Annotated in this window: 20 protein-coding genes; 12 read left to right on the plus strand and 8 right to left on the minus strand. The window is 65.7% G+C overall.

Annotation, left to right across the window (positions count from 1 at the left end):
- The first annotated feature begins 8 nt into the window (after window positions 1–8).
- The 5 genes from BC443_RS08840 to BC443_RS08865 all read left to right on the plus strand — a co-directional run bounded on the left by BC443_RS08840 (window position 9) and on the right by BC443_RS08865 (window position 7,017).
- Complete coding sequence (locus BC443_RS08840; RefSeq protein ID WP_071231475.1) at window positions 9–2,609, plus strand: TRAP transporter permease; 2,601 nt, start codon at window positions 9–11, stop codon at window positions 2,607–2,609.
- A gap of 121 nt (window positions 2,610–2,730) precedes the next feature.
- Window positions 2,731–3,177: a DUF4385 family protein gene (locus tag BC443_RS08845; protein ID WP_071231476.1), complete on the plus strand. Its 447-nt coding sequence runs from the start codon at window positions 2,731–2,733 to the stop codon at window positions 3,175–3,177.
- A gap of 42 nt (window positions 3,178–3,219) precedes the next feature.
- Window positions 3,220–4,008, plus strand: a complete 789-nt coding sequence (locus BC443_RS08850) for an MOSC domain-containing protein (protein ID WP_071231477.1) — start codon at window positions 3,220–3,222, stop codon at window positions 4,006–4,008.
- A 581-nt stretch (window positions 4,009–4,589) separates the two neighbouring features.
- A complete protein-coding gene (locus BC443_RS08860; protein WP_071231479.1) occupies window positions 4,590–5,249 on the plus strand; it encodes a carbonic anhydrase in 660 nt (219 codons plus the stop codon).
- Between the two features lie 79 nt (window positions 5,250–5,328).
- Window positions 5,329–7,017, plus strand: coding sequence for a SulP family inorganic anion transporter (locus tag BC443_RS08865; RefSeq protein ID WP_071231480.1), 1,689 nt, complete (start codon window positions 5,329–5,331; stop codon window positions 7,015–7,017).
- 76 nt (window positions 7,018–7,093) lie between these two features.
- Here BC443_RS08865 and BC443_RS08870 read toward each other — a convergent pair whose 3' ends face one another.
- The 3 genes from BC443_RS08870 to cra form a co-directional block, all read right to left on the minus strand.
- Window positions 7,094–7,576, minus strand: coding sequence for a GNAT family N-acetyltransferase (locus BC443_RS08870; RefSeq protein ID WP_071231481.1), 483 nt, complete (start codon window positions 7,574–7,576; stop codon window positions 7,094–7,096).
- Window positions 7,573–9,495, minus strand: a complete 1,923-nt coding sequence (locus BC443_RS08875; RefSeq protein ID WP_247643248.1) for an alkaline phosphatase D family protein — start codon at window positions 9,493–9,495, stop codon at window positions 7,573–7,575. Before BC443_RS08875 ends, BC443_RS08870 begins: the two co-directional genes overlap by 4 nt.
- A 211-nt stretch (window positions 9,496–9,706) precedes the next feature.
- Entirely contained in the window at window positions 9,707–10,690 is a 984-nt protein-coding gene (cra, locus tag BC443_RS08880) for a catabolite repressor/activator (RefSeq protein ID WP_071231482.1), read from the minus strand.
- A 306-nt stretch (window positions 10,691–10,996) separates the two neighbouring features.
- Between cra and ptsP the strand changes: the two genes are divergently transcribed.
- The 4 genes from ptsP (at window position 10,997) to BC443_RS08900 (ending at window position 17,462) form a co-directional block, all read left to right on the plus strand.
- Entirely contained in the window at window positions 10,997–13,921 is a 2,925-nt protein-coding gene (ptsP, locus tag BC443_RS08885) for a phosphoenolpyruvate--protein phosphotransferase (protein WP_071231507.1), read from the plus strand.
- Window positions 13,921–14,886, plus strand: a complete 966-nt coding sequence (gene pfkB, locus BC443_RS08890) for a 1-phosphofructokinase (RefSeq protein WP_071231483.1) — start codon at window positions 13,921–13,923, stop codon at window positions 14,884–14,886. Before ptsP ends, pfkB begins: the two co-directional genes overlap by 1 nt.
- Window positions 14,887–14,912: 26 nt before the next feature.
- On the plus strand, window positions 14,913–16,709 hold the full coding sequence (locus BC443_RS08895) for a PTS fructose-like transporter subunit IIB (RefSeq protein WP_071231484.1): 1,797 nt from the start codon (window positions 14,913–14,915) through the stop codon (window positions 16,707–16,709).
- Window positions 16,710–16,919: 210 nt separating this feature from the next.
- The gene (locus BC443_RS08900) at window positions 16,920–17,462 is read left to right on the plus strand and encodes an O-acetyl-ADP-ribose deacetylase (RefSeq protein ID WP_071231485.1); all 543 of its coding nucleotides are present in this window, start codon (window positions 16,920–16,922) and stop codon (window positions 17,460–17,462) included.
- Window positions 17,463–17,511: 49 nt separating this feature from the next.
- Here the strand turns inward: BC443_RS08900 and BC443_RS08905 are convergent, their stop codons facing one another.
- The 4 genes from BC443_RS08905 to folB all read right to left on the minus strand — a co-directional run bounded on the left by BC443_RS08905 (window position 17,512) and on the right by folB (window position 20,827).
- The gene (locus BC443_RS08905) at window positions 17,512–18,204 is read right to left on the minus strand and encodes a response regulator (protein WP_071231486.1); all 693 of its coding nucleotides are present in this window, start codon (window positions 18,202–18,204) and stop codon (window positions 17,512–17,514) included.
- 15 nt (window positions 18,205–18,219) lie between these two features.
- Window positions 18,220–19,812, minus strand: coding sequence for an ATP-binding protein (locus BC443_RS08910; protein WP_071231487.1), 1,593 nt, complete (start codon window positions 19,810–19,812; stop codon window positions 18,220–18,222).
- Between the two features lie 104 nt (window positions 19,813–19,916).
- The gene (folK, locus tag BC443_RS08915) at window positions 19,917–20,474 is read right to left on the minus strand and encodes a 2-amino-4-hydroxy-6-hydroxymethyldihydropteridine diphosphokinase (RefSeq protein ID WP_071231488.1); all 558 of its coding nucleotides are present in this window, start codon (window positions 20,472–20,474) and stop codon (window positions 19,917–19,919) included.
- Complete coding sequence (folB, locus tag BC443_RS08920) at window positions 20,474–20,827, minus strand: dihydroneopterin aldolase (protein WP_071231489.1); 354 nt, start codon at window positions 20,825–20,827, stop codon at window positions 20,474–20,476. The genes folK and folB overlap by 1 nt, the downstream gene beginning before the upstream one ends.
- Window positions 20,828–20,979: 152 nt before the next feature.
- Here folB and BC443_RS08925 point away from each other — a divergent pair, with 152 nt between their 5' ends.
- Window positions 20,980–21,699, plus strand: coding sequence for a glycerol-3-phosphate acyltransferase (locus tag BC443_RS08925; protein WP_348769671.1), 720 nt, complete (start codon window positions 20,980–20,982; stop codon window positions 21,697–21,699).
- Here BC443_RS08925 and tsaD read toward each other — a convergent pair.
- Window positions 21,680–22,708, minus strand: coding sequence for a tRNA (adenosine(37)-N6)-threonylcarbamoyltransferase complex transferase subunit TsaD (gene tsaD, locus BC443_RS08930; protein WP_071231490.1), 1,029 nt, complete (start codon window positions 22,706–22,708; stop codon window positions 21,680–21,682). The genes BC443_RS08925 and tsaD overlap by 20 nt on opposite strands.
- A gap of 300 nt (window positions 22,709–23,008) precedes the next feature.
- On the opposite strand from tsaD, the gene rpsU reads away from it, so the two are divergent.
- Together rpsU and dnaG are read left to right on the plus strand one after the other, a co-directional pair.
- Complete coding sequence (gene rpsU / locus BC443_RS08935; RefSeq protein ID WP_071231491.1) at window positions 23,009–23,224, plus strand: 30S ribosomal protein S21; 216 nt, start codon at window positions 23,009–23,011, stop codon at window positions 23,222–23,224.
- Window positions 23,225–23,468: 244 nt separating this feature from the next.
- A complete protein-coding gene (dnaG, locus tag BC443_RS08940; RefSeq protein ID WP_071231492.1) occupies window positions 23,469–25,373 on the plus strand; it encodes a DNA primase in 1,905 nt (634 codons plus the stop codon).
- Window positions 25,374–25,413 lie beyond the last annotated feature (40 nt).

Below are 25,413 nucleotides of genomic sequence, written 5' to 3' on the forward strand. Positions count from 1 at the left end.
ATCTGCTCATGACGGATAACAAGGCTTCTGGCCCCGATCAGGCCAAGCTGGACGAACTGGCTGCGACCGATACCGGTGGTCGCAAGCTGACCGGAACGCCCAACCGCATCCTGCTGGGTGTGGCGGCGCTGTGGTCGCTGTTTCAGCTCTGGATCGCTTCGCCGCTACCCTTCATCGTCGGGTTCGGCGTCTTCAGCGCCACCGAGGCGCGCTCCATTCATCTGGCGTTCGCCGTTTTTCTCGCCTTCATGGCCTATCCGGCGTTCAAGCGCTCCCCGCGCGAACGCATGCCGATCCTCGATTGGGTCATGGCAATCGTGGCGGCATTCTGTGCCTCCTATCTCTACTTTTTCTATGCCCAGCTTTCCCAGCGTCCCGGCGCGCCGATCCTGCAGGACGTGATCGTCGGCGTGGTGGGGATCGTGCTGCTGCTCGAGGCGACACGTCGCGCGCTCGGCCCGCCGCTGATGATCATCGCGCTGATCTTCCTGATCTATTCGCTGGCCGGGCCCTACATGCCGGGCATGCTGGCCCACCGTGGCGTGAGCTTCTCGGGGCTGGTCAACCATCAATGGCTGACCACGCAGGGCGTCTTCGGCATCGCGCTGGGGGTTTCCACCAGTTTCGTGTTCCTGTTCGTGCTGTTCGGCGCGCTGCTCGACAAGGCCGGTGCGGGCAACTATTTCATCAAGGTGGCGTTCTCGCTGCTGGGGCACTATCGCGGTGGTCCGGCCAAGGCCGCCGTGGTCTCTTCCGGTTTGACCGGCCTGATTTCCGGTTCCTCGATCGCCAATACGGTTACCACCGGCACCTTTACCATTCCGATGATGAAGCGCGTCGGCTTCAGTGCGACCAAGGCCGGTGCGGTGGAAGTTTCTTCCTCCGTCAACGGTCAGATCATGCCGCCGGTGATGGGCGCGGCAGCCTTCCTGATGGTGGAATACGTCGGCATTCCGTATATCGAGGTGATCAAGCATGCGTTCCTGCCGGCGGTGATCTCCTATATCGCGCTGCTCTATATCGTCCATCTCGAAGCGCTGAAGGCGGGCATGCAGGGGTTGCCCAGCGGTAACCCGCAGCGGCCGTGGCTCAACAAGATCCTCGGCTTCCTGACCGGCCTGGTCGGCATCATGGCGATGGCATTCGCGGTCTATTACGGTATCGGCTGGCTCAAGCCGGCGCTGGGCGGTGCGGCGCCCTGGGTCATCGCCCTGGGCGTCGGCGTGATCTACATCGCGCTAATGAAGATCGGTTCCCGCTATCCCGAGCTGGAAGTGGACGATCCCTCGCAGGAAATCACCCAACTGCCGCGCACCAAGCCGACCGTCATGGTGGGGCTGCATTACATTCTCCCGGTGATCGTGCTGGTGTGGTGTCTGATGGTGGAACGCCTGTCGCCGGGGCTGTCGGCGTTCTGGGCGACCGCCTTCATGATCTTCATCATCCTGACCCAGCGGCCGATCGATGCCTTCTTCCGCGGCAAGAGTGACCTGGCCAACGACATCAAGCGCGGCGGCATGGACTTGTGGGACGGGCTGATCGATGGTGCCCGCAACATGATCGGCATCGGTATTGCCACGGCTACCGCCGGCATCATCGTCGGCGCGGTGGCGCAGACCGGCGTCGGCCTGGTGCTGGCGGATCTGGTCGAGACACTGTCGATGGGCAATCTGCTGCTGATGCTGCTGCTCACCGGCGTGCTCAGTCTGATCCTGGGCATGGGGCTGCCGACCACCGCCAACTACATCGTGGTGTCGGCGTTGCTGGCGCCGGTCATCGTCCAGCTTGGCGAGCAGAACGGCCTGATCGTGCCGCTGATCGCGGTCCACCTGTTCGTGTTCTACTTCGGCATCATGGCCGACGTAACGCCGCCGGTGGGGCTCGCCTCGTTCGCGGCGGCGGCGATCTCCGGCGCCGATCCGATCCGGACCGGCTTCCAGGCGTTCTACTATAGCCTGCGAACGGCGGCGCTGCCGTTTCTGTTCATCTTCAATACCGACCTGCTGCTGATCAACGTCGACTGGCTCCACGGGATCCTCATCTTCATCGTGGCGACGGCGGCGATGCTGATCTTCGCCGCGGCGACCCAGGGCTTCATGCTGGTCAGGAGCCGCTGGTACGAAAGCCTGCTGCTGCTGCTGGTCGCCTTTTCCTTGTTCCGTCCGGGTTTCTGGATGGACATGGTCGATGCCCCCTATGAAGAAGTGCCGCCAGCGCAGTTCGAGCAGGCGCTGGGGGAGATCGGGCCTAACGAACACCTGATGACACGTATCGAGGGTCTCGACGCCTACGGCGCGCCCACCAGCTTCGTGATCCAGGTGCCGGCGACGGAAGGCGACACCGGTGCCGAGCGGCTCTCGAGCCTCGGCCTGCATCTGATGCAGGAGGATGGCAAAGTGCTGGTCGACATGACCGATTTCGGCAGCCAGGCGGAAAAGCTGGGCTTCGATTTCGATCAGGAGATCGTCTCGGTGCGTATCCCCACGTCGCAACTGCCGAAAGAGCTGATGTGGATCCCGGCGCTTTTGCTGTTCGGGCTGGTGGTAGCGCTCCAGCGACGTCGGCGCGAGCCCAAGGCCAACAAGCCCCAGCAGGTCGCGGCGACCTGACGTAGCATCAAAGGCGTGGCAACATGACGGTCGTCTCCTCGGAGACGGCCGTTTTTCGTCCCCGCGATGTCTCGCGCCGCCTTCGCCGCGCGATCCCGTCACAACCCTGAGCGAGGTGAGCGTGAGTTTCCCCGATGCGTCCATCGATTATCGTCGGCATCCGGAATGCTATCGGATCGGCCACGGCGAGCGCGGTGTGTTTCATGTCCAGCCCTACAAGGATGAGCTGCTCCCGCTGTGGGCCATCCGCAACGAGGCCGACGCCAGACAGGCCGTCGCCGAGCTGCACGCGCGCTATTGCGACTATCGTGAACGAGGCGACTTCGTGGGCATGGACATGGCGCGGAAATATCTGCAGATGGGATATACCCGCGCGCGGCGTTATGCGCGCTACCCGGGTGGGCGCAAGAAGGACGCCCAGGGCCGTCTGCGCCAGCCGCGCAACGTCGATGCCGAGAAGGCTCGCATCGCCGAGTGCTACCGCGAAAGGCTGGATCGCGTGCGCGCCGACGAGGTCTATCAGCAGGCCAAGCGCGAGCATCAGCGTCGCCTGAAATCCAGGCGCTGATCGCCCCGAATCAAAAGATCATCTTTGCGACAGGAGCCTTTCATGCCAGCGCTTGCTGCCATTCATCGTTATCCGATCAAATCCACGGCCGGTTCGTCGCTGCAGCGCGCTCGGGTCGAGGAAGAGGGCCTGGTCGGCGATCGCCGCTTCATGGTGGTCAAGCCCGACGGCACCTTCCTCACGGCGCGCACGCATCCCCAACTGCAACTGGTGCGGGCGCAGTTCGATGGCGAGCGTCTGACCCTGACCCACGGCACGCTGCCGCCGGTGGATGTGGCGCGCCAGGAGTTCTCGGGGCAGCCGTTCGACACCCAGGTCTGGGCCGACCCTTTCAGTGCGACCACCACGCATGCCTCGCTCGACGACTGGTTCAGCGAGGCCGCGGGCGAGCCCGCACGGCTGCTGTGGCTGGGGGAGCGATCGCCGCGCTATCGGGAGTCGATCGGCGTGAGGGTCAGCTTCGCCGACGGCTATCCGCTGCTGCTGATCTCCGAGGCCTCGCTGGAAGATCTCAATGCCCGCACCGACGGGACTCATGTGATGGCCCAGTTCCGGCCCAACCTCGTCGCGACCGGCACCGAGCCCTACGCCGAGGATGGCTGGAAACGCATCCGGATCGGCGACGTGACGTTTCGGGTCGATGCGCCATGCTCTCGCTGTGCCATGGTGACGGTCGACCCTGCCAAGGGTGAAAAACGGGCCGACAAGGAACCGCTCAAGACCCTGGCGGGCTACCGCCGAGGCGAGAAGGGCAAGGTCTATTTCGGTCAGAATCTCGTGGCGGAAAATAGCGGTGACATCGGCGTGAACGACCCGATCGAGGTGCTGTAATCGTCGCTGTGACATGAACCGGGCATGAACGTTATCGGCGGGTAACGTTCATGCTCTCCGAGCCCCCTTGCTGGCATGAAAGGGTTCATCTTCACGCAAGGTTGTCGTGCCTTCTGTTACATTAGATTTTATTAAATTTCTGATGTTTCCCACCTTCCTTTTCCCTCCCTGAAGCCTGCTGTCATGCAGGGTTCATAAACGCGATCGACGGCGGGTGGAAGGCCCGATTTTACGTTTCTTGACAATTGGCAGCTGTCAGCCCAGCAAGACAAGACGATGATTTCGTCGTCATCCTTCGTTATTCCTGAATCAACATTCAATCACGTAGCCTTACAAAATTTGCAGGCTGCAAAGCGGTTTTTGCTTGCCCATTCTGCCTCTCCACCGTACGACTAAAAGCCAGGTCTGCGCCTTTCGTCTCATGCTCGAGTCGCCGCAATGACGACGACGGCCAGGCCGACATTACCGCTGGGAAGTCGAGCTCGAACGCCGAAAAGACCGTGTGAAAACCGGGTTCGTCGATCGTCGCTATCGCCACTACACAAAACGCCACTGCACAACACTGCACAAGGAGTGCCTCCATGCAATTCTGCGACCGTCTGCTTCTCGAGAACCGGGCCTGGGCCGATGACATGATGGCCTCCGATCCCGACCTGTTCGAGCGTCTGAACCAGGGGCAATCGCCCGCCGCGCTGTGGATCGGCTGCTGCGACAGTCGGGTGCCGGCGGAGCAGATCTGCAATGCCAGGCCCGGAGAGCTCTTCATCCATCGCAATATCGCCAATCTGGTGCATGAAGACGATGCCAACGTGTCGAGCGTGCTCGAGTACGCAATCAACGCGCTGAAGGTGGATCACATCATCGTCTGCGGGCACCGCGGCTGTGGCGGCATCCAGGCAGCGGTGGGCGGCGGCGACGCCCTTCGGACGTTGCCCCATGTCGACAGGCATCTGGGACAGGTCAAGCAACTGGTCGCCGAGCGGGACGCCGAACTCGTGCAGTTCTCGCAACTCGGCGACAAGGTCGATCACCTGGTCGAGCTCAACGTGATCGCGCAGATCGAACGGCTTGCCGGCCTGAAACTGATCACCGGGAGCTGGCAGGCGCGGCGGGCGCCAAGCCTGCATGGCTGGGTCTACGATCTGGCGAGCGGACACTTGGAGGAAGTCTATCATCGCGAGGCCGAGGGAGCGGAAGACAGGCTCGACGAACAGCGCTGGCAGCGCGTGGCGGCTGGTTAAAAGCTGATCTTCGAGAGCAACCAAGAGCAATAAACCACGCTATTTTCACGCTGTGACTCAAGGATCCGAGGACACGACAATGACGGCATCGAGACAGACGGCATCGAGACAGACGACATCGATCCAGAAGACATCGGCCCAGAAGACATCGAGACGGACGACGCCCGCAGCGTCGGCGTCTCAAGACGGCTCCGATACGTTCCATGACACCGGCCACGACAGCCCCGATACCTTCTCGTTCCGACACCTCTCCCGCGATGTCCCGGCGGGCATCGTGGTCTTCCTGGTCGCGATTCCGCTCTGCCTGGGGATCGCGCTGGCCTCCGGCGCGCCGCCCATCGCGGGGCTCGTCGCCGGCATGGTTGGCGGCCTGGTAGTGACGATGTTCAGCGGCTCGGCGCTCAGTGTCAGCGGCCCGGCAGCGGGACTGACGGTGATCGTGCTGGATGCGATCGAGCAGTTGGGCAGCTTCGCCGCATTTCTGATAGCAGTCATATTGGCCGGCGTACTGCAGCTCTTGATGGGCGTGTTCAAGCTCGGTCGTATCGGTGCCTTCGTGCCAACCTCGGTGATCAAGGGCATGCTGGCGGGGATCGGCCTGATTCTGGTGCTGGGGCAGTTTCCGATGGCGCTGGGGCATCCGCTGGACGACATGCCATCGATCACCGATCCGGTGGCGCTGTTCAGTGGCATCTCACCGCTGGCGACCGGGATCGCGCTGTTCAGTCTGGGCCTGCTGATACTCTGGGAGCAGCCGGTGATCAAGCGTCATCGCGTGCTGGCACTGATCCCGGGGCCGCTGCTGGTGGTGCTCGGCAGCATCGCGATCGATCGCCTGGTCGGCGGTGCGATGCCTGGCTGGGCGCTGGGGGCAGGGCACCATATCGATCTGGGCGGATTGTCCGGCCCGGCGGAACTGATCGGGCAGATGACCCATCCCGACCTCGGCGCACTGGCCAACCCGGCGGTCTATACGGTCGCGATTACCATCGCCATCATCGCCAGTCTCGAGACCCTGCTGAGCCTGGAGGCCATCGACAAGCTCGATCCTCTCAAGCGCCACTCGCCGCCGCATCGCGAATTGAAGGCGCAGGGCATCGGCAACATGGTCTGCGGGCTGGTGGGCGCGCTGCCGGTGACGGCGGTGATCGTGCGCAGCTCCGCCAATGCCAACGCGGGTGGCCGCACCCGGCTGTCGAGCCTGATCCACGGCAGCCTGCTGCTGGTCAGCGTGGCGTTCCTCGCCATGTGGCTGGAGCTGATTCCGCTGGCGACGCTGGCGGCGATCCTGCTGCATACCGGCTATAAGCTGGCCAGGCCGGCGCTGTTCCTCGATCAGTATCGCGAGGGCATGCGCCGCTTCATCCCGTTCACCGTCACGGTGATCACGATTCTGGCTACCGATCTGCTGATGGGCGTGCTGGTGGGGCTGGTGTGCAGTCTCTACTTTCTGCTGCAGTCCGGTTACCGCTCGGCAATCGCCTGCACCCGGCGCGGCGATCACACGCTGCTCAAGTTTCAGCAGGACGTCTCGTTTCTCAACCGCGAAGAGATGCGCCAGTGTCTCGATACCGTGCCGGACAACGGCGAGCTGATCATCGATGCCATCGGTGCCAACTACATCGATCCGGATATTCGCGAGGATATCGACCGTTTCGTCGAGCACGCCGCGGCCAGGGGAATCGTGGTCGAACTGCGTGATGTCGAAGGGACGACCGGCACGTTCGGTGATGTCGAGGCGCTACCGGGCGCCGCTCGCGCCGGTTGACGAAAGCGCGACACCGCGCGCCCACCGCCGCGTCCTCTACCGGGCGCGGCGGTGGGCGTATCGAGACGAAGGCGCGTTAGAGCGACTTGCGCAGATAGATCCGCTTCAGCCCCCGCTCTTCGGCGCGGTGCGTCTCGACATAGCCGTAGCGTCGATAGAGCGCCAGATTCTCGTGCATCTGCTCCTGGGTATAGAGCGTGATGCTGTCGAACCCGTGGTCGCGAGCGTATGTTTCCGCCATCTGCATCAGTCGCTTGCCGAAGCCTCGGCCTTGCGCGGCGGGGGAGACCGCCACGTTGTCCAGCAGCAGCGTATCGGGCTTGGGAATCAATACGAGAAGTCCGACCGGAGCACCGTTGTCGCTATTGCAAGCGTCATCGTCATCGAACAGCAGATTCACGTAGCCGGCGGCGATGTAGGGCGCATAGCCGTTATCATCGACGTCGCGCATTGGCCCCGGCGTCATGCCGATGCGGGCAACGTAATAGCCATAGGCGGCGTCGACCAGCGCCTCGACAGCGGCGAGATCCGGGGCCCGGGCCAGGCGGATCGTGCTCATCGGTGTTCCTCGTGGAAACGAGTGTCGCAGTCATCGGCGCCCAGCTGCGTGACTTCCCGGGGCGCGCCCTGATCGTCGAGCAGGACCTGGCCGATACCGGCTCGGTTCCAGAGCCGCTCGCCCTTCGAGGCGCGTTCGGGATAGTAGGGATCCACCGCCATGCGACGCCGCTTGGTGAGCCAGTTGAGCGGCGACCAGGGCGCGTAGAGCCAGCGGTTGAGGCGGTCGAACCAGTCGAGCAGGGTATCGGGGAAGGTGTTCTTGAGGCCGCTGCTGGTGATCTGCCACATGCGGGGGCTGTTGCGATGCTGGCGAATGGTGATGGCGTAGACGAAGGAGTAGTGCACGTCGCCGGAGAGAATCACGTAACGCTGGGGCGTGCGGCTGTGGCGCAGGATGTTGAGCATGGTGTGGGCCGCGCCGGGATGCGCCATCCAGTTCTCCGCGTCGACCAGCAACGGCTTGCCGAACCAGGTGAAGACGCGCTGGATGCCTTCGATCAGCTTGACCCCGAAGATCGGCGCCGGAGAGACGATGATCACCGAAGGTTCCTCTAGCAGTTCCTGCTGGAATTCGCTCAACGCTTCCCAGTCCATCAGGCCCGAGGGGTGATGCCGGCGACGCTCGCTACGCCAGCGCCGGGTGCGTGTGTCCAGCACCACCAGGCGCGGCGTCGAGTCGAGGGTATAGCCCCAGCCGGTGAAGCGCAGCAGGCGCGTCACGAGCCGGTTGTGCGTCTCGCAATCGAGCCGGCCGTCATGGCCGGCCGAGTCGAGCCATTCGCGACTGGCGGCCAGCGGCTCGGCCAGACCGTCGGGATCGTTGCCCCACCCCTGACACAGCAGGTACGCGATCAGCGCATTACCCACGATCCGGCGCGAGAACGGATGCTCGTAGACCGTGGCCTCCCAGGCGGCGGAGAGGTTCCAGTCGTCGGTGACGTCATGGTCATCGAAGATCATCAGCGTGGGCAGGTGGGCGAACAGGCGCGCCACGCCCGGCAGGCCGGCAACGAACGCATCGATGTGGCGCTGTTCGGCGCGGTAGCGATCCTGCTCCTCGGCGGCGAGTTGGGGAACCTCCACCTCGATCAGACGCCACGGTGTCGGCGACCACACCAGCAGATACATCGCCAGCAGCTCGGCGAAGGTGATCAGGTGATTTTCCGCGCTGGCGGTGGTGAAGATCGGCTTGCGCACGCCGCCGAAGAACTTCTCGCGCAGGGCCTCGGTGGAGCGGATCGCCGGCAGCAGATCGTCGCGGTGATAGTAGGTTTCGTCGCGCGCGTAGAGCTCGCTGCCGCTGGCGATCTCCGTCCCCTCCAGGCATTCGTCGTAGAGCCCGAGCCGGGCGATCAGTGCATGAATGGCGGCAAGCATCGGGCCGGCCACGTCGTCGGCGTAGATCTGGTCGCCGGTCATCAACAGCGCTGCCGGCCGCGCGGCGCTGTCGGCGTGGCGCTCGCTCAGCCAGCGGTCGGCGCGAACCAGGCCATCGGCGCTGGCGTGATGCGGCTTGCGGCAGGAGCCGTGGAGCAGATTGTCGTAGCGCGAACGCAGCACCAGCGTAGGCAACGGCTCACCGTCGTAGCAAAGGGCCTCGCCCCAATCCCGCATCGAGCGCCAGGCGGTGCCTTTCCCTTCGGTGCTCACTCCCCCTTCGGCATTCACTCCCCCTTCGGCATTCACGCTCCCTTCCGCATTCGCACGATAGGCGAGGTCGTAGGCGATGCGGACATCCCGGGGCAGGGCGTCGTCGAGCGGCAGGTCGATCAGGTGAAGATGTGCGTGGCGACCGACCGCCAGGCGAGTCGTGGCCGACCCGAGATCGTGGTGCTGCGAGAGGTCATCGGTACATAGCGTCAACTGAAGTTCTAGCGGGCGCGAAGCGACCAGCCACATCACCAGTCGCTGCGGCATGGCGCGACGGAGTATCGGCCCGGCCAGGATGTCGGGAAGATCGTCTGACAAGTGTCGTTCCTGATACGTCGGTGGACTACGCTCTGTCCGAAAATGGCTGCGCTCGCCAGCTTTCAGCCAGATTGCAGACAAAGCTCAAGCATACTTCAGTCGCGACGTTCAGCCCACGCTCTGCCGTGGGCGATCCGTCTCGCCCGGCATTCACCGGCGTTCAACGTCGACGCTTGAGCGTCCTGTCGATCACGTCCAGCCCCGGCACATACTGGCCGCGGGCCGCCTGCAAGGCGCGCGCCAGGGCCTGTTCGGCGACCCGGTCGTGATCCTGGGGGAGCGAGTTGACCTTGCACGGCAGGAAGTCGAGCAGCCGATCGTCGCCGAATGTCGCCAGATGCAACTTGGCGGGTGGCGCACCGTGTTCGAGCAGAACGTCGAGCAGCCCGTCCATCAGCGTGTAGGAGGCGGTGACGATGGCATCCGGCAAACCGCCCTCGTCCAGCAGGCGGCGCATCAGTGCGGCGCCGCTGTCGCGATCGTAGCGTTCACCGCTGAAGCAGCGCGGACGGCACAGAGGCCTGTCGAGCAGGGCGTCGAGGAAGCCACGCCGCCGCTCGGTGCTGATCGACAGATTCGGCACTGCGTCCAGCCACACCACGTCCGACACGTCGTCGGCCAGCACCGAACGGGTCAGCATTTCCCCGGCAGCGCGACCGTTGGTGACGATGTTGACGAATCGCTCGGGGTCCAGCGGGCGGTCGATGGCAATCACCGGCAGCCCCTGGGCCGACAGTTCGGTATAGAAGGGATCCTCGGGGCTCAGGCTGCTGGCGACCAGCAGCACGTCGCAGCGCTGGGCGCGCAGCGACTTCGCGACTTCGCGCTCGCTTTGCGGATCGTCGTCGGAACCGGCGATCAGCAGTTGATAGCCCTGCTGGCGCGCGCCGTGTTCGAGCCGCTTGGCCAGGCGCGCATAGCTGCCGTTCTCCAGATCCGGCACGATCAGGCCCAGCGTCCGGCTGTCGCCGCCGCGCAGGGCCGCCGCCTGGGCATCGATCCGGTAATCGTGGGCACTGGCGATGGCCAGCACGCGGGCTACCGTGGCCTCGCTGATGCGACGCGTCCTGGCCTGGCCGTTGAGCACATAGCTGGCGGTGGTACGAGAAACGCCGGCCAGTCGGGCGATATCGGCAAGCTTCATGCAAGGCTCCTGCAACGTTCATGATCGACGATGACGCGTCCGCACGGGGGGAACGATACCGCGTCGGGCCGCCCCGGCCCAGCCTGATTTTACGCTCGGCGCTATCCGGCCCGTTCCGTCGCAGAGATCGGCGGCGAAGGTCTGCGGCGAAGGTCTAGCTTGTCAAACGGTCGACGAACGGAGAGCATGTCGACACGACAGGTGACACGATTCAGCAAAAAGTCGGAACATCGCGATGTCCCGGTGGTATCGGAAGCGCCGCTGCCCCATGCTACGGACATCGAACGACCATTCGGAGAGATCGTTATGCTGACCCTCCAGCCGCAGGACGCGGCGCTCAATTGCCAGGCCGACAGCTGGCAGGATGCACTGGATCAGGCCGCCGCGTCGCTGCACCGGGCCGGCCTGGTCGAGGCGAGCTATCGCGACGCGCTGCACGCCCGCGAGGCGCAGGGTTCGACCTTCCTCGGCAGCGGTATCGCCATTCCCCATGGCACCCCGGAGAGCCGCGAACAGATTCACCGCACCGGCGTGCGGCTGCTGCAGTTTCCCCAAGGCGTGACATGGCACGACGGCAACCGCGTCTATCTGCTGGTGACGATCGCCGCCGCCAGCGACGAACATCTGGACGTGCTGCGGCGATTGACGCACGTGCTCGACGACGAGAGCGTGGCCGAACGCCTGGCCAACGCCGACACGGCCGAGGCGATGGTCGCTCTGCTGGCCAAACCTCGGCTCAAGGCGCGTCTGGATGCCGGCACGCTCTGCCTGGGCTTTCCGGCGCGGGACCGTTTCGAGCTGGCGCTGGCGGCGGCCGCGCGGCTGCGCCAGGCCGAGTGCGTCGATGCGCGCTTCGTTGCCGCGATCACCGAGCAGGAACCGATCCCGCTGGGCCAGGGGCTGTGGCTGGTGAGCGCTGCCGCAGGCGTCAGTCAGCCGGCGCTGGCGCTGGCGACGCCGGAGCGCTCGTTCACCGGCCCGAAAGGCGTGGTCAATGGCGTGTTCTGCGTGGCGGCGCAAGGCGACGTTCATCGGGAGCTGCTGGAGCGGCTGGCGGATCTGCTGGATAGCGGCGAAGGCGAAGCGCTGGTCGACGCCGATGCCGACCATGTTCTGGCGCGGCTGTCCGGCGAGTCGAGCCACGCCGAGACCGCTCGCGTGACACTGCTCAACGCTCACGGACTGCACGCCCGCCCGGCCAAGCTGCTGGTCCAGGCGGCCCGCGAGCAGTCCGTGCCGGTTCGCGTGCGGCTGATGGAAGGCGCGGCGGAGACGGTTTCCGCCGCCAGCCTGACCAAGGTGATCGGGCTCGGCGCCCGGCGCGGCCAGACGCTGATCTTCTCCGCCGAAGGCGGGGGCGAGGGTAAGAGTGCCCAGGCGGCATTGGCGGCGATGGTCGCCGCCGTCAAGGGTGGGCTCGGCGAGTCCGTGCGGCCGCTGGCGGATGCCGCCGGCGCCAGCCACGTCTCGCGGCGCGATGCCGTGGGCGAGGCAACGGGCGAGATCCCCGGCACGGCGGCACCGGAGCCCATCGCCGACGATACCGCGTTACCCGCCACCGCCGCCTCGCCGGGACTGGCGATCGCGCCGGTCTTCGTGATGCGCGCGCCCAGCTTCGACTATCCCGAACGGGCCCGCGATCTGGCGCCGGAAAAACAAGGTGGCGCAGAACGTCAGCGCGAGCGCCTGCGCGCCAGCCTGGTCGAAGCGCGTGACCAGCTGCGGGCGTTGATCGGCACCGCCAAGGGCGGGGACGTGGCCGAGATTCTCTCCATGCATGCCGAGATGCTCGATGATCCCGAGCTGCACGAGGCTGCCTTCGAGGGCATGCGCGACGGCATGAGCGCCGAAGCGGCATGGTGGCAGGCGATCGACACCGCCGCCCGGGCCCAGGAAGTGCTGGCGGATCGTCTGCTGGCGGAGCGTGCCGCCGATCTGCGCGATGTCGGCCGCCGCGTGCTTGGCGTGCTGTGTGGCGTCGAGCTGCCGACACCGCCGGCGCATCCCTACGTGCTGGTCACCGACGACATCGGTCCTTCCGACGTCGCGCGTCTCGATACCGCCCAGGTGCGCGGCCTGCTGACCGCGCGCGGTGGCGCCACGTCGCACAGCGCGATCCTGGCCCGGGCGCTGGGCATCCCGGCGGTGGTCGGTGCCGGAGAGCGGGTGCTGACCCTGGCCGACGGCGACGAGTTGATCCTCGACGGCGATCTCGGCCGGGTGATCGTGCGGCCATCCCGCGAGCGCCGCGACCGCGCCGAACTGCGGCTCAAGGAGCTCGAACGACTGCGCCGCGAGGCCCATGGCCGGCGTTTCGAGGAAGGGCGCACGGCGGACGGCAAGCGCATCGAGGTCGCCGCCAATCTCGGCAACACCGCCCACGCCGAGGACGCGGTCGAACATGGCGCCGAAGGCGTCGGCCTGCTGCGTACCGAATTCCTGTTCATGGCCCACCCGGAGGCGCCGGACCTGGAGACCCAGATCGGCGAATACCGGCGCGCCTTCGATGCCTTGGGTGGCCGTCCGCTGGTGGCACGCACGCTGGACGTCGGCGGCGACAAGCCGCTGCCCTACTGGCCGGTAGCGGCGGAGGACAACCCCTTCCTCGGCCTGCGCGGCATCCGGCTGGCGCTGACCCGCCCGGACGTGCTGGAAACCCAGCTGCGGGCGCTGCTCACCGCCGCCGGGGATCGTCCGCTGCGGATCATGTTCCCGATGGTCAAGGACGTCGACGAGTACCGTCAGGCCAGGGCGATCGTCGACCGGCTGCAGCAGGAGATTGGCGCGTCCGATGTCCAGGTCGGCGTGATGATCGAGATTCCCTCCGCGGCGCTGCTGGCGCCGAGCCTGGCGGCGGAGGTCGACTTCTTCTCCATCGGCACCAACGACCTGACCCAGTACACCCTGGCGATCGACCGCGGCCATCCCGAGCTGTCGTCCCAGGCGGACGGCCTGCATCCGGCGGTGCTGCGGCTGATCCGGATGACCGTGGATGCGGCTCACGCCGAGGGCAAGTGGGTCGGCGTCTGCGGCGAGCTGGGCTCGGACGCTGCCGCCGTGCCGGTGCTGGTCGGGCTGGGCGTCGACGAGCTCTCGGTCTCCGTGCGCCAGGTGCCGATGGTCAAGGCACGCCTGCGCGGGATCACCGAGGAGAGCGCCCGCCTGCACGCCGAGACGGCGCTGGCCCAGGCCACCAGCCAGGCCGTGCGAGATGCGCTGGAGGCGCTCTAATGGCGCACGTGCTGGTGGTGACACTCAATCCGGCGCTGGATCTGTCGATCCAGCTGCCGCGGCTCGAGCCGGGCGCGGTCAATCGCACGCGGTCGTCGCATCTGGCGGCGGCCGGCAAAGGCCTCAACGTGGCGCAGGTGCTGGTGTCGCTGGGTCACCGGGTCACGCTGTCCGGCTTTCTGGGGGCGGACAACGACACCGCGTTCGTCCAGGCTTGTCGGCGCGACGGGATCGAGGATGCCAGCCTGCGTCTGCCCGGCGAGACCCGGATCAACGCCAAACTGGCCGAGGACGACGGTCGCGTGACCGACATCAACGGCCCGGGCATCGAGGTCTCCGAGGCGGCGCTGGCCGAATTGACGGCCGATCTGGTCGCGCGCTGCAAGGCGACATCGCCGGCTGCAGTCGTGGTGACCGGCAGCCTGCCGCCGGGCGCGACGCCGGAGGCGCTGGCGGCGCTGATTCGAGCGCTCAAGGCCAGCGGTGTGCCGGTCTGGATCGACACCAGCGGCCCGGCCCTCACCGCGGCGCTGGCGGTATTGCCCGACGCGGCCAAGCCCAATGAACAGGAACTGGCCGACTGGGCCGGCGGCCCGCTGACCGATCCGGCGGCCCAGCTCGATGCGGTCCGGCGTCTGCACGCTTCCGGCGTCGAGGAGGCGATCCTGTCGCTGGGTGGTGACGGCGTGCTGTGGGTCAGCCGACGCGGAGAGTGGCGCGCCACGCCGCCCCGGGTCGAGGTCCGGAATACGGTGGGCGCGGGCGATACGCTGCTGGCCGCCCTGCTGCATGGCGTGATCGCGGATCAATCGCCGCAGGAGGCGCTGCGGCAGGCGACGGCACTGGCCGCCGAAGCGGTGCGCCATATCGGTGTCGGCAATCCGCACGTCAGCGACTTCCAGCAATTACTGCAACAGACGAGCGTCAGCCGCTGCGGCGAAGCGCGCGTCGGGGGGAATGCATGAACGGGGAACGTATGGATGGGGAGCGCATGAACGTCATTCTGATTACCGCCTGCCCCAGCGGCATGGCGACGACCTTTCTGGCCGCGAGACGCCTGGAGCAGGCCGCCAAGCGTCGCGGCTGGCAGGCCCGGACGGAGATGCATGGCGAACTCGAGGCCGTCACGCCAGTGTCGGAAGAGGCGATCGCCGCGGCGGACCTGATCATCGTCGCAGCGGAGCGGGTGCCCGAAGCCGCTCGCTTCGACGGCAAGCGGCTCTATCGCGCGCCGATCCAGCAGGCGCTGCCCGACCCCGAGGCGTTTCTCGAACGCGCCGCCCGCGAGGCGACGACGTTCGATGCCGCCAGCGAGCCCGCGACGCCTCCGACGGCGAAGTCGCCCGAGGCTTCCGGCGTCAAGCGCATCGTCGCGGTGACGGCCTGTCCGACCGGCGTGGCGCACACCTTCATGGCGGCCGAGGCGCTGGAGCAGGCCGGGCGGGCGCTGGGCCACCGGATTCATGTCGAGACGCAGGGATCGGTGGGCGCGCAGAACCCGATCAGCGACGAGGATATCGAGGCGGCGGACGTCGTGCTGCTGGCCTGCGACATCGAGGTCGACGACGCCCGCTTCGCCGGCAAGCGGGTCTATCGCACATCCACCGGTACTGCGCTCAAGCAGCCGCAGCAGACGATCCAGAAGGCGCTCGACGAGGCGCAGGTGGAATCGGCCGGCAGCGGGAAGAGTGCCGGCGGCGAGCGCAAGAGCGTAAAGGAACGCGGGCTCTACAAGCACCTGCTGACCGGGGTCTCGTTCATGCTGCCGATGGTGGTGGCGGGCGGGTTGTGCATCGCGCTCTCGTTCGTGTTCGGGATCAAGGCCTTCGAGCAGGAAGGGACGCTGGCGGCGGCGCTGATGCAGATCGGCGGCGGCACCGCCTTTGCGCTGATGGTGCCGGTACTGGCCGGTTACATCGCCTACTCGATTGCCGATCGCCCCGGGATCGCGCCGGGCATGATCGGCGGGATGCTGGCCTCGACGTTGGGCGCCGGCTTCATCGGCGGGATTCTGGCCGGCTTCCTGGCCGGCTACTCGGCCAAGGCGGTGACGCGCTACGTCAAGCTGCCGGCCAGCGTGGAGTCGTTGAAGCCGATCCTGATCATTCCGCTGCTGGCGAGCCTGGTCACGGGCCTGGTCATGATCTACGTGGTCGGTACGCCAGTGGCGGCGGTTCTTTCGGCATTGACTGCCTTCCTCAACGACATGGGCTCGACCAACGCGGTCCTGCTGGGCGTGCTGCTCGGCGCGATGATGTGCTTCGACCTGGGCGGGCCGGTCAACAAGGCGGCGTATACCTTCGGCGTCGGGCTGCTCTCGACCGAGACCTACATGCCGATGGCCGCGATCATGGCCGCGGGGATGGTGCCGCCCATCGGCATGGGCCTGGCGACGTTCCTGAGACGCAGCCGGTTCGCCCAGGCCGAGCGCGAGGCGGGCAAGGCGTCATTCGTGCTGGGGCTCTGTTTCATCAGCGAAGGGGCGATTCCGTTCGCCGCCAAGGACCCGCTGCGCGTGATTCCGGTGTCGATGGTCGGCGGCGCGGTGACCGGGGCGCTCTCGATGTGGTTCGGGGTCAAGCTGATGGCGCCTCACGGCGGCCTGTTCGTGCTGCTGATCCCGAATGCCGTCAACCTGGCGCTGCTCTATCTGCTGGCCATCGCTGCCGGCTCGGTCATCACCGGCGTCGGCTACGCCCTGCTCAAGCGTGGCGAGGCCGGCATGGCACCGGCCGCCGCAACGTCGTCCGAGCCCGCGCCGGCCGAGGCGAGCCGTCAGGCCTCCTGATTCGAAACGGCTCTGGTTCGGAACGGCTCTGGTTCGGAACGGCTCTGGTTCAAAACGGCTTAGGTTCGAACCGGCTTAGGTTCGCCAGCGTCGGCATCGCAGCCTACATTGTTTGAAACGATGGGTTGGCAAACACGGGTTGGCAGCGATTCGGTCGTTGCCAACCTTTTGCGTTTTGCCAATCGGGTGTTCGTGAACAGGAGGGAGGCTATGAAGATTCACTGGCAGGGCGACCGTCTGGTCGTTGCCGAGGGCAATATCACCCGCTTCGATGGCGATGCGATCGTCAATGCCGCCAACAAGAGTCTACAGGGCGGTGGTGGCGTCGATGGCGCAATCCATCGCGCAGCCGGCCCCGAACTTCTCGAGGCGTGCCGCGAGTTGCGACGCACGACCTGGCCGGAGGGGCTACCCGTGGGCGAAGTGGCAATGACGCCGGGGTTCCGGCTGCCGGCCTCTCATGTGATCCACACCGTGGGGCCGGTTTTCGCCAAGTCGGCGGATCGCTCCGAACAGCTGGCCGACTGTTATCGTAACTCGCTGAGACTGGCGGGAGAGCATCGATTCACGCGGCTGGCGTTTCCGGCCATCTCGACCGGTGTCTACGGTTATCCGGCCGATGCAGCCGCCGCTATCGTGGCCGGCGTGATGCGCGAGCTGCTGCCCACGCTTCCCGACCTCGAGGTGACGCTGCTGTTCTTCTCGGCGGCGAATGTCGATACCTTTCTGACCCATGGCGCCCCGGGCGGCTGACCAGGGCCGGCGCTTGCCGGCCAGCGTCGAGACCGGGCCGGAGACGGCATCACTCCTCGGGCTGATACTTGTAGCCGACGCCGTAGACCGAGCGGATGATGTCGCGGTCCGGCCAGACATCGGCGATCTTGCGCCTGAGCTTCTTGACGTGACTATCGACGGTACGCTCGGAAACGATGCGGTGGTCGCGATACATGTGATCCATCAGCTGGTCGCGGGAGAAGATGCGCCCGGGGCTGTACATCATCACCTTGAGGAGCTGGAACTCGACGGCGGTGAGATTCAGATCCTCGCTGCCCGCCATTGCGCGCCAGCCATCTTCGTCCAGCGTCAGGCGATCGCCTTCGGAGAGCGACTCGTCCGCGCCGGTGGTGCCGTAGCTGCGGCGCAGCACGGCCTTGACGCGAGCTACGACTTCCCGGGGGCTGAAGGGTTTGCAGATATAGTCGTCGGCGCCCAGTTCGAGCCCCAGCAGGCGATCCACTTCCTCGACACGGGCGGTCAGCATGATCACCGGAATGGTGGGAAATCGTTCGCGGATCTGGCGGCACAGGGTGAGGCCATCGGTGCCGGGCAGCATCAGGTCGAGCAGGATCAGCATCGGCTGATTCTCCTCCAGCCACGCCATCACGGCGTTGCCGTGATCGATGTGATCGGAAGCGTAGCCGCTCTTCGACAGATAGTCGGCGACCAGGCGTGCGATCTTGGGTTCGTCCTCGACGATCAGAATGGTGTCGTTCATCAAACCGGCTCCCTGTCAGTTGGCGTGGCTGCCGTGTCTATCGGATGGTTCGTTATATCGCTTGCTGGATCTTTCATCGGGCTGTTCGTGGCACGGCGCATGGGCGGGCGGACCGGATGAATCGTCGGCGCGCTCGATGAATGATTCTGCGGTCATGTCGGCGAGAAGCTCCCGCGGAAACGTCAGCGTCCAGCGCAAACCGCCGAGTGGCGAAACCGAGGGCACCAGCGTGCCGCCCTGCGCTTCGATCAGCGCGTTGGCGATCGACAGCCCCAGGCCGCTGCCACCGCTGCGGCGATTGCGCGACCCTTCCACCCGGTACAGCCGCTCGGTCAGGCGGGGCAGTTCGTCCTCCGACACGCCGGGGGCGGTGTCCTCCCAGACGACGGTCGCCTGATCGCCATGGCGCTTCAGCGTGACGCGCAGCGTGCCGGGGCTGTCGGTATAGGCGATGGTGTTGGACAGCAGGTTGTCCCAAAGCTGACGCAGACGCTGGCTGTCGGCACGCACCCACAGCGGTTCGGTTTCGAGCTGAAGCGCGAGGCCGAGGCTTTCCAGTCTCGGCTGACTGTCTTCGAGACGCTGCACCAGCGACTCCTCGAGATCCACGGGTACGAGGTGCATGTCCAGCGCGCCGGCGTCGCTCTGGGCCAGCAGGCGCAAGTCCTCGACCAGATGCCCGAGCTGGTCGACCTCCTGCTGCAACGATCCCAGATTATCCACCGACAGAGGGCGGATGCCGTCCTGCATGGCTTCGATTTCGCCTCGCAGCACTGCCAGCGGCGTGCGCAGCTCATGGGCGATATCGGCGACCCAGCGCTGGCGCGCGCGACGGTTGGCCTCGAGCGTCTCGGCGAGCTGGTTGAAATCCGCCGAGAGACGCGAGAGCTCGTCGCGGCCGCGTTCGGAAAGGCGCACGCTGTAGTCTCCCAAGGTCAGGCGGCGCGTGGCCAGGGTCATGAGCCGGGCACGACGGCCCAGCCACCAGGCGAGCCCGCCGGCCAGGAGCAGGGAGGCGAGAAACAGCGAACCGACGATGATGGTCAGGTTGCGCTGCTGGCGCTCGAGAAAGATCTGGTCCATCCGCGCCATCAGCCGTTCCGGCGGCAGATAGCCCAGTTGGCCGACCAGCTTGTCACCACTGCGGATCGGCACGAAATGGGGCTCCGGCGGTGGCGGAATGTCCAGATCGTCGTCCTGAGGGGGCGGCTTGAGCAGGGGCTCGCCGATCACCGGATTGCTCAGCTCGTCGAGCAGAACGTAGCCGCGGGCATCGGAAAACTGGCGATCGATTCCGCTGGGAGGGCGCTTCTCGCTGGACCAGAGCTGGCTGCGCACCAGGCTTTGCCAGGCGCGAGGATTGTCGCGCAGCCACTGCCAGCTGCCGCGCTGCGTCCACTGTTCGCCCAGGGCGTTGGCCAGTGTCTCGGCTCGTGTCGACTGGCTGCGCTCGAGATAGTTGACGAAGCCCTCGTCCAGGCTGCGCGAGACGAACACGAACACCAGGCCGCTGATCAGGACGTTGGTAATCAGGATGATGGCGAACAGTTTGATGCCGAGACGCGACAGTCGTGGCCAGTCGCGCCATCTGCTATACGACAAGGACATGGGGTCCGGCTTTTTCACGGGCGGTATCGATGCCTCCAGTGTGTCTCATCGCGTGGCAGGGATGGTTCAGACAATGGGCAAAGAAGATGGAGATTGCGAGCGCTTCATCGTTCCTGATCCAGATCGGGCACGGCGCGGGAAACGAAGCGCTCTCTCCACTGGAAATCCACCGGCCAGTGAGGTTGGTCGCGAGATTGATCGGCGGCATCGAAGGCGGCCCATAGCGCATCGAACGTGCGGCCGTCGACCGGATGAACGTGAGAAGGCAGCAGTTCGGCCAGCGGGTGCAGCACGAAAGCGTAGCGCAGAATGTCTTCGCGCGGGAGGCGAGCGTCGCCATGGCGGCCGACGGCGTCGCCCCACAGCAGCAGGTCGATGTCCAGCGTGCGGGCAACGAACTTGGTCGGACCGGCGGGCCGGCCATTCTCGCGCTCGATGCTTTTGCAGCGGTCGTTGAGCGCGGTCGGCGACAGCTCGGTCTCGAACGCCACCACCAGATTGTAGAAGGGGCGATCGTCCTCGAAGCCGACCGCGGGGCTCTCGTAAACCGGGGAGAGTCGTAGCGGGATCGGGGCGGCGAGGGTTGCCAGTGCGTCCAGAGCTCGGGTCAGGTGATGCTGGCGGTGGATGTTGCTGCCCAGCCCGAGAACGGCCAGCGGCATCAGTCGGCACTGCGCTCGATGCGAATGCCCACCGCGCGTGCCGCGGCCACGGCGCCGGGCTTGCGCACGGTCAGGCGTAGCTGGCGGACGCCGAACTCCTCGATCAGCAGTGCCGCGACGCGCTCGGCGAAGGTTTCCACCAGGCCGTGGGCGTTGGCGTCGGCGTAATCGGCAAGACGCTGGCAGATGGCGGCGTAGTCGAGCGTCCGGTCGAGGTTGTCGTCCCGGGCGGCCGGGCGGATGTCTGTGCCGAGTTCCAGATCCAGCTCCAGGCGTTGGCGTACCGTACGTTCCCAGTCATAGACTCCGATGACCGTCTCCAGACTCAAGCCTTCGATCAATACCTGATCCACGCGAATTCCTCGTCGGCAGCGATGCTTTTGGTGGTGATTTCCGCCGGCGGGCCGTTCCCGCTCGGCGCGACGGCCATCGATTGTACGCGAGGAGAGTGGCAGAATCAGGGCTCTCGATGATGTCCGCGCCAAGCGGCCAGGGGAGTCTTGTCTTGCCACCGATCCTTGTTACCGGCCTGCTGATGGGGGCCGGCTATCTCAGCGGTTCGCTGCTCGGGGCGATCTGGGTGTGCCGGGCCTGGGGCCTTCGCGATCCTCGCTGGGCGGGCTCGGGGAACCCGGGGTTTTCCAATGTGCTGCGTGCCTTCGGCTGGCAGCCGGCGCTGGCGACGCTGATCATCGATGCCGCCAAGGGCATGCCGGTGCTGTGGCTGGCTGGCGCGGCGTCGCTGTCGGTCTGGTCCCAGGGGCTGGTTGGCCTCGGCGTGCTGATCGGGCACAGCTGCCCGGTCTGGCATCGGTGGCGCGGCGGCAAGGCGGTGGCCAGTGCGTTCGGCGTGCTGCTGATGCTGGCGACGCCGGTGGCGCTGATCTGCGCGATCTGCTGGTTCCTGCTCGCCTGGCGGGTGCGCACGGCGGCGGTGGCCTCGCTGGCCACGGCGTTGATGGCGCCGCTGCTGAGTTACTGGCTGGTGCCGCCGATGACGGGAGTCATCTGCGTGTTCTCGCTACTGGTTCTGGCTCGGCACGCCTGGAACATCCGGCTGTGGCGGGAGCGATGCCGCGAGACGCACGAACCGGCGCTGGCCGATCCGTTTGACGAGGAAGATGCCCTGTGCGATCGCCGCGAACTTAGGCAACAGGACAGACAACAGGACAGGCAACAGGACAGGCAACAGGACAGGCAGCAAGTCAGGCCGCAGGAGGAGTGAGCTCCGCCAGCGGCCAGCGCGGGCGAGGCTGCAGGGTCTGGCTGCGCTGGCCGGCGGCGAGACGCTGCGCGCCGGCGTAGGCGATCATCGCGCCGTTGTCGGTACAGAAGCGGCCGCGCGGGTAGAACGCCTGGGCGCCCAGTTTGGCGAGCGCGGTATCCAGCGTCTCGCGCAGGCGCCGATTGGCGCTGACGCCACCGGCGACGACCAGACGCTGCCGCCCGCTCTCCTTGAGGGCGCGCCGGCACTTGATCACCAGCGTATCGACCACGGCATCCTCGAAGGCGCGGGCGACGTCGGCACGCGCCTGGGCGTCGAGGGCGTCCTGTTCGCGAAGCGTGCGCAGTGCAGTCAGGGTATGGGTCTTCAGCCCGGAGAAACTGAAATCGAGCCCCGGCCGATCGGTCATCGGGCGGGGAAAGCGAAAGCGCTCGCTGCGCCCCTGCTCCGCCAGCGCGGCCACCTGCGGGCCGCCGGGGTAGGGGAGTTCCAGCATCTTGGCGACCTTGTCGAACGCCTCCCCGGCCGCATCGTCGACGGATTCCCCCAGCAGCCGATAGTCGCCCAGGCCGCGGACGTCCACCAGTTGGGTATGCCCACCGGAAACCAGCAGCGCGACGAAGGGAAACGCCGGCGGATTCTCCTCCAGCATCGGCGCCAGCAGGTGGCCTTCCATGTGATGAACGCCGAGGACCGGGATCCCGAGTGCGCGAGCCATACCGTGAGCCGTGCAGGCACCCACCATCAGCGCGCCGACCAGGCCGGGGCCTGCAGTGTAGGCGATGGCATCGAGATCATGCTTGGCCAACCCGGCCTCGCCGAGCACCTGATCCACCAGTGGCAGCAGCTTGCGGGTGTGATCGCGGGAGGCGAGTTCCGGCACCACGCCGCCGAATTCGGCATGTAGCGCTATCTGACTGTAAAGCGCATCGGCCAGCAGCCCGGCCTCGGTGTCATAGAGGGCGACGCCGGTTTCGTCGCAGGAAGTTTCGATGCCCAGCACGCGCATGGTCGGATGTCCGTCGGTCGGGAGAATCTGAAGGCGCGCTAGTTTACGCTGTCGAAAAGCCATTTGCATTGGTTCCGGGGCGCGACTAGAATACGCTGCTCTGTAGAACTGGGTCGTGCGCCTTTAACACGTCCTCGACTGTCGAGCGACCTCGTGAGACAGCTCTGGGCCGGGAAGATCCCGATAGCGACACGTCAGGATTCGAAGCCTTTCGCGGCGTTGTCTCGAATTTCTCGGGTCGTGCGTTCAAAAGGGCGTGCGTTCAAACCGAACTCAATTCCCAAGGTAGGTGAGTGCTTCATGCCCGCTGTTAAAGTACGTGATAACGAGCCGTTCGACGTCGCGCTGCGTCGCTTCAAACGCTCCTGCGAAAAAGCCGGAGTTCTGTCCGAAGTCCGCCGTCGCGAAACTTACGAAAAGCCCACTTCAGTCCGCAAGCGTAAAGCCGCGGCTGCCGTGAAGCGTCACGCCAAGAAGCTGCAGCGTGAGCGTAAGCGTTTCGAACGCTTGTATTGATCCGTACTGCGGGTGACTTCGGTCACCCCAGAGGGACGATCAAACGGCCGCCGTTCAGGTGGCCGTTTGTTTTTGTTCCGCTGCCATTGCGCCAACGCCCGTGGGCTCAAGATCCATGGTATCGATGTCGGCGCGGATGCAGTGTTTTCTTGCCTGTCCTATCTTCAGCTGGATATCGCTCCATGACAGGCATGACAGTTCGCGGCCTGGCCTGCGAGCGGATCTCCCGAGAGCGTCTGATGATATGGCCGGACAGATTTCCCAGCGTTTCATCGATGACCTGTTGGCCCGTACCGACATCGTCGATGTGATTTCCGAGCGGGTGCAGCTCAAGAAGAGCGGACGCAATCACAGCGGCCTCTGCCCGTTCCATCAGGAAAATTCCCCGTCGTTCACGGTAAGCCAGGACAAGCAGTTCTATCACTGCTTCGGCTGCAGCGCGCACGGCAATGCGCTGCGCTTTCTGATGGAATTCGACAATCTGCGCTTTCCCGAAGCGGTCGAGCAACTGGCCTCCCGGGCAGGCATGCAGGTCGAGCGAGAAGGCGGCGAGGATCCGGGAGCGCGCCAGCGTCAGCAGAAGCGGGAAGAGGGCGTCAATCTGCTGGAACTGGCTTCGCGCTTCTTCCACGAACGCCTGGTACTCGGCGGCGGACGCCAGGCTCGGGAGTATCTCGATCGCCGCGGTTTGAGCCAGGAGATCATCCGGGATTTCGGCATCGGTTACGCCGAGGACGAGTGGGAGTCGCTCAAGCGCCATCTGCTGGCACAGGGCATCAGCGAAGCGGTCCAGGTCGAGTACGGGCTGCTGGTGCACCGTGAAGAGACCGGACGCACCTACGATCGCTTTCGTGACCGGGTGATGTTTCCGATTCGCGACTGGAAAGGCCGCACCATCGCCTTCGGTGGCAGGGTGCTGGGCGATGCCAAGCCCAAGTATCTCAATTCGCCGGAGACGCCGGTCTTTCACAAGGGACGCGAACTCTACGGACTGTTCGAGGCGCGTCAGGCCAATCGGCAGCTCTCGCGATTGTTGGTGGTCGAAGGCTACATGGACGTGGTCGCGTTGGCGCAGTTCGGCATTCGCAACGCCTGCGCCACCCTGGGTACGGCGCTGACGACGGACCATCTGCAGCGGCTGTTCCGGCTGGTCGACGAGGTGGTGTTCTGCTTCGATGGCGACAACGCCGGCCGTCAGGCTGCGCGTCGCTCGTTGCAGACGGCGCTGCCGTCGATGATCGATGGACGGCAGGTGCGATTTTTGTTCCTGCCCGAGGGCGAGGACCCCGACACGCTGGTTCGCCAGGAGGGTCAGGAGGCGTTCGAGAAGCGCATCACCTGCGCCAGCCCCCTGTCGGAGTTTCTGTTCGAGCAGGCGGCGGAAGGGCGTGATCTCAAGCAGGTGGAGGGGCGCGAGCGCTTCGTGACGGCAGTGCTGGACGCCCTGAAACTTTTGCCGGAAGGCGTGCTCAAATCGCTGCTGATCAAGGAGCTGTCGGTCAGAAGCGGGATCGACCAGTCGCATTTCACCGGCTGGCTGGAAAAGCATGCGGCGCCCGAGCCGCGCCAGGCGATGACGCCGGACGCCGGCTACGAAGCGCTGATGATGACCTCGGATGGCGACATCGACGCCACTTCAGACCCGGGCGTGACGGTCGATAATGGCAATAATCGTGCAAGGCGGCGCGGACACCCGGCATCTCGCTCAGGAACTGCTACGCTTTCTCTGAGCATTCCGGCTCGGATATTGCATCTGTTGTTGCACGAACCGGGATTGGTCGAGGGGCTGCCGGAATCGGTCGAGTGGTGCCCGGTCGAAGTGCCCGATGGGCGCTTGTGCCGCGAAGTGGTGCAGTTGTTGCGCGCCGGACGCTACCGCAGCCCCCAGGTATTGCTGGCTCACTTCCACGGCAGTGCAGATGGTGAGCGCCTCGATCAGCTGGCGCGTCGCGAACTGGAGATTCCGCGCGACGTCCGGGCCAGCGAGCTGGAAAACTGGGTACGTTATCTCGAGCGCGAGAGCGCCCGTTTGACGCCGGTGGAGGAGTACCACCAGCTGCTGGAAAAGAGCCGTCAACCGGGAGCGCTCAGCAGCGCGGACAAGCAGCGCCTGAGAGAGCTGATCGGAAAGTTGGCTGGAGGGCCGTGAGCCATGAGGTTCGTGAGGTACGAATGTCGCGATTGAAATC

The sequence above is a fragment of the Salinicola sp. MIT1003 genome (assembly GCF_001858555.1).
In the GTDB taxonomy this organism is placed as follows: Bacteria; Pseudomonadota; Gammaproteobacteria; order Pseudomonadales; family Halomonadaceae; genus Salinicola; species Salinicola salarius.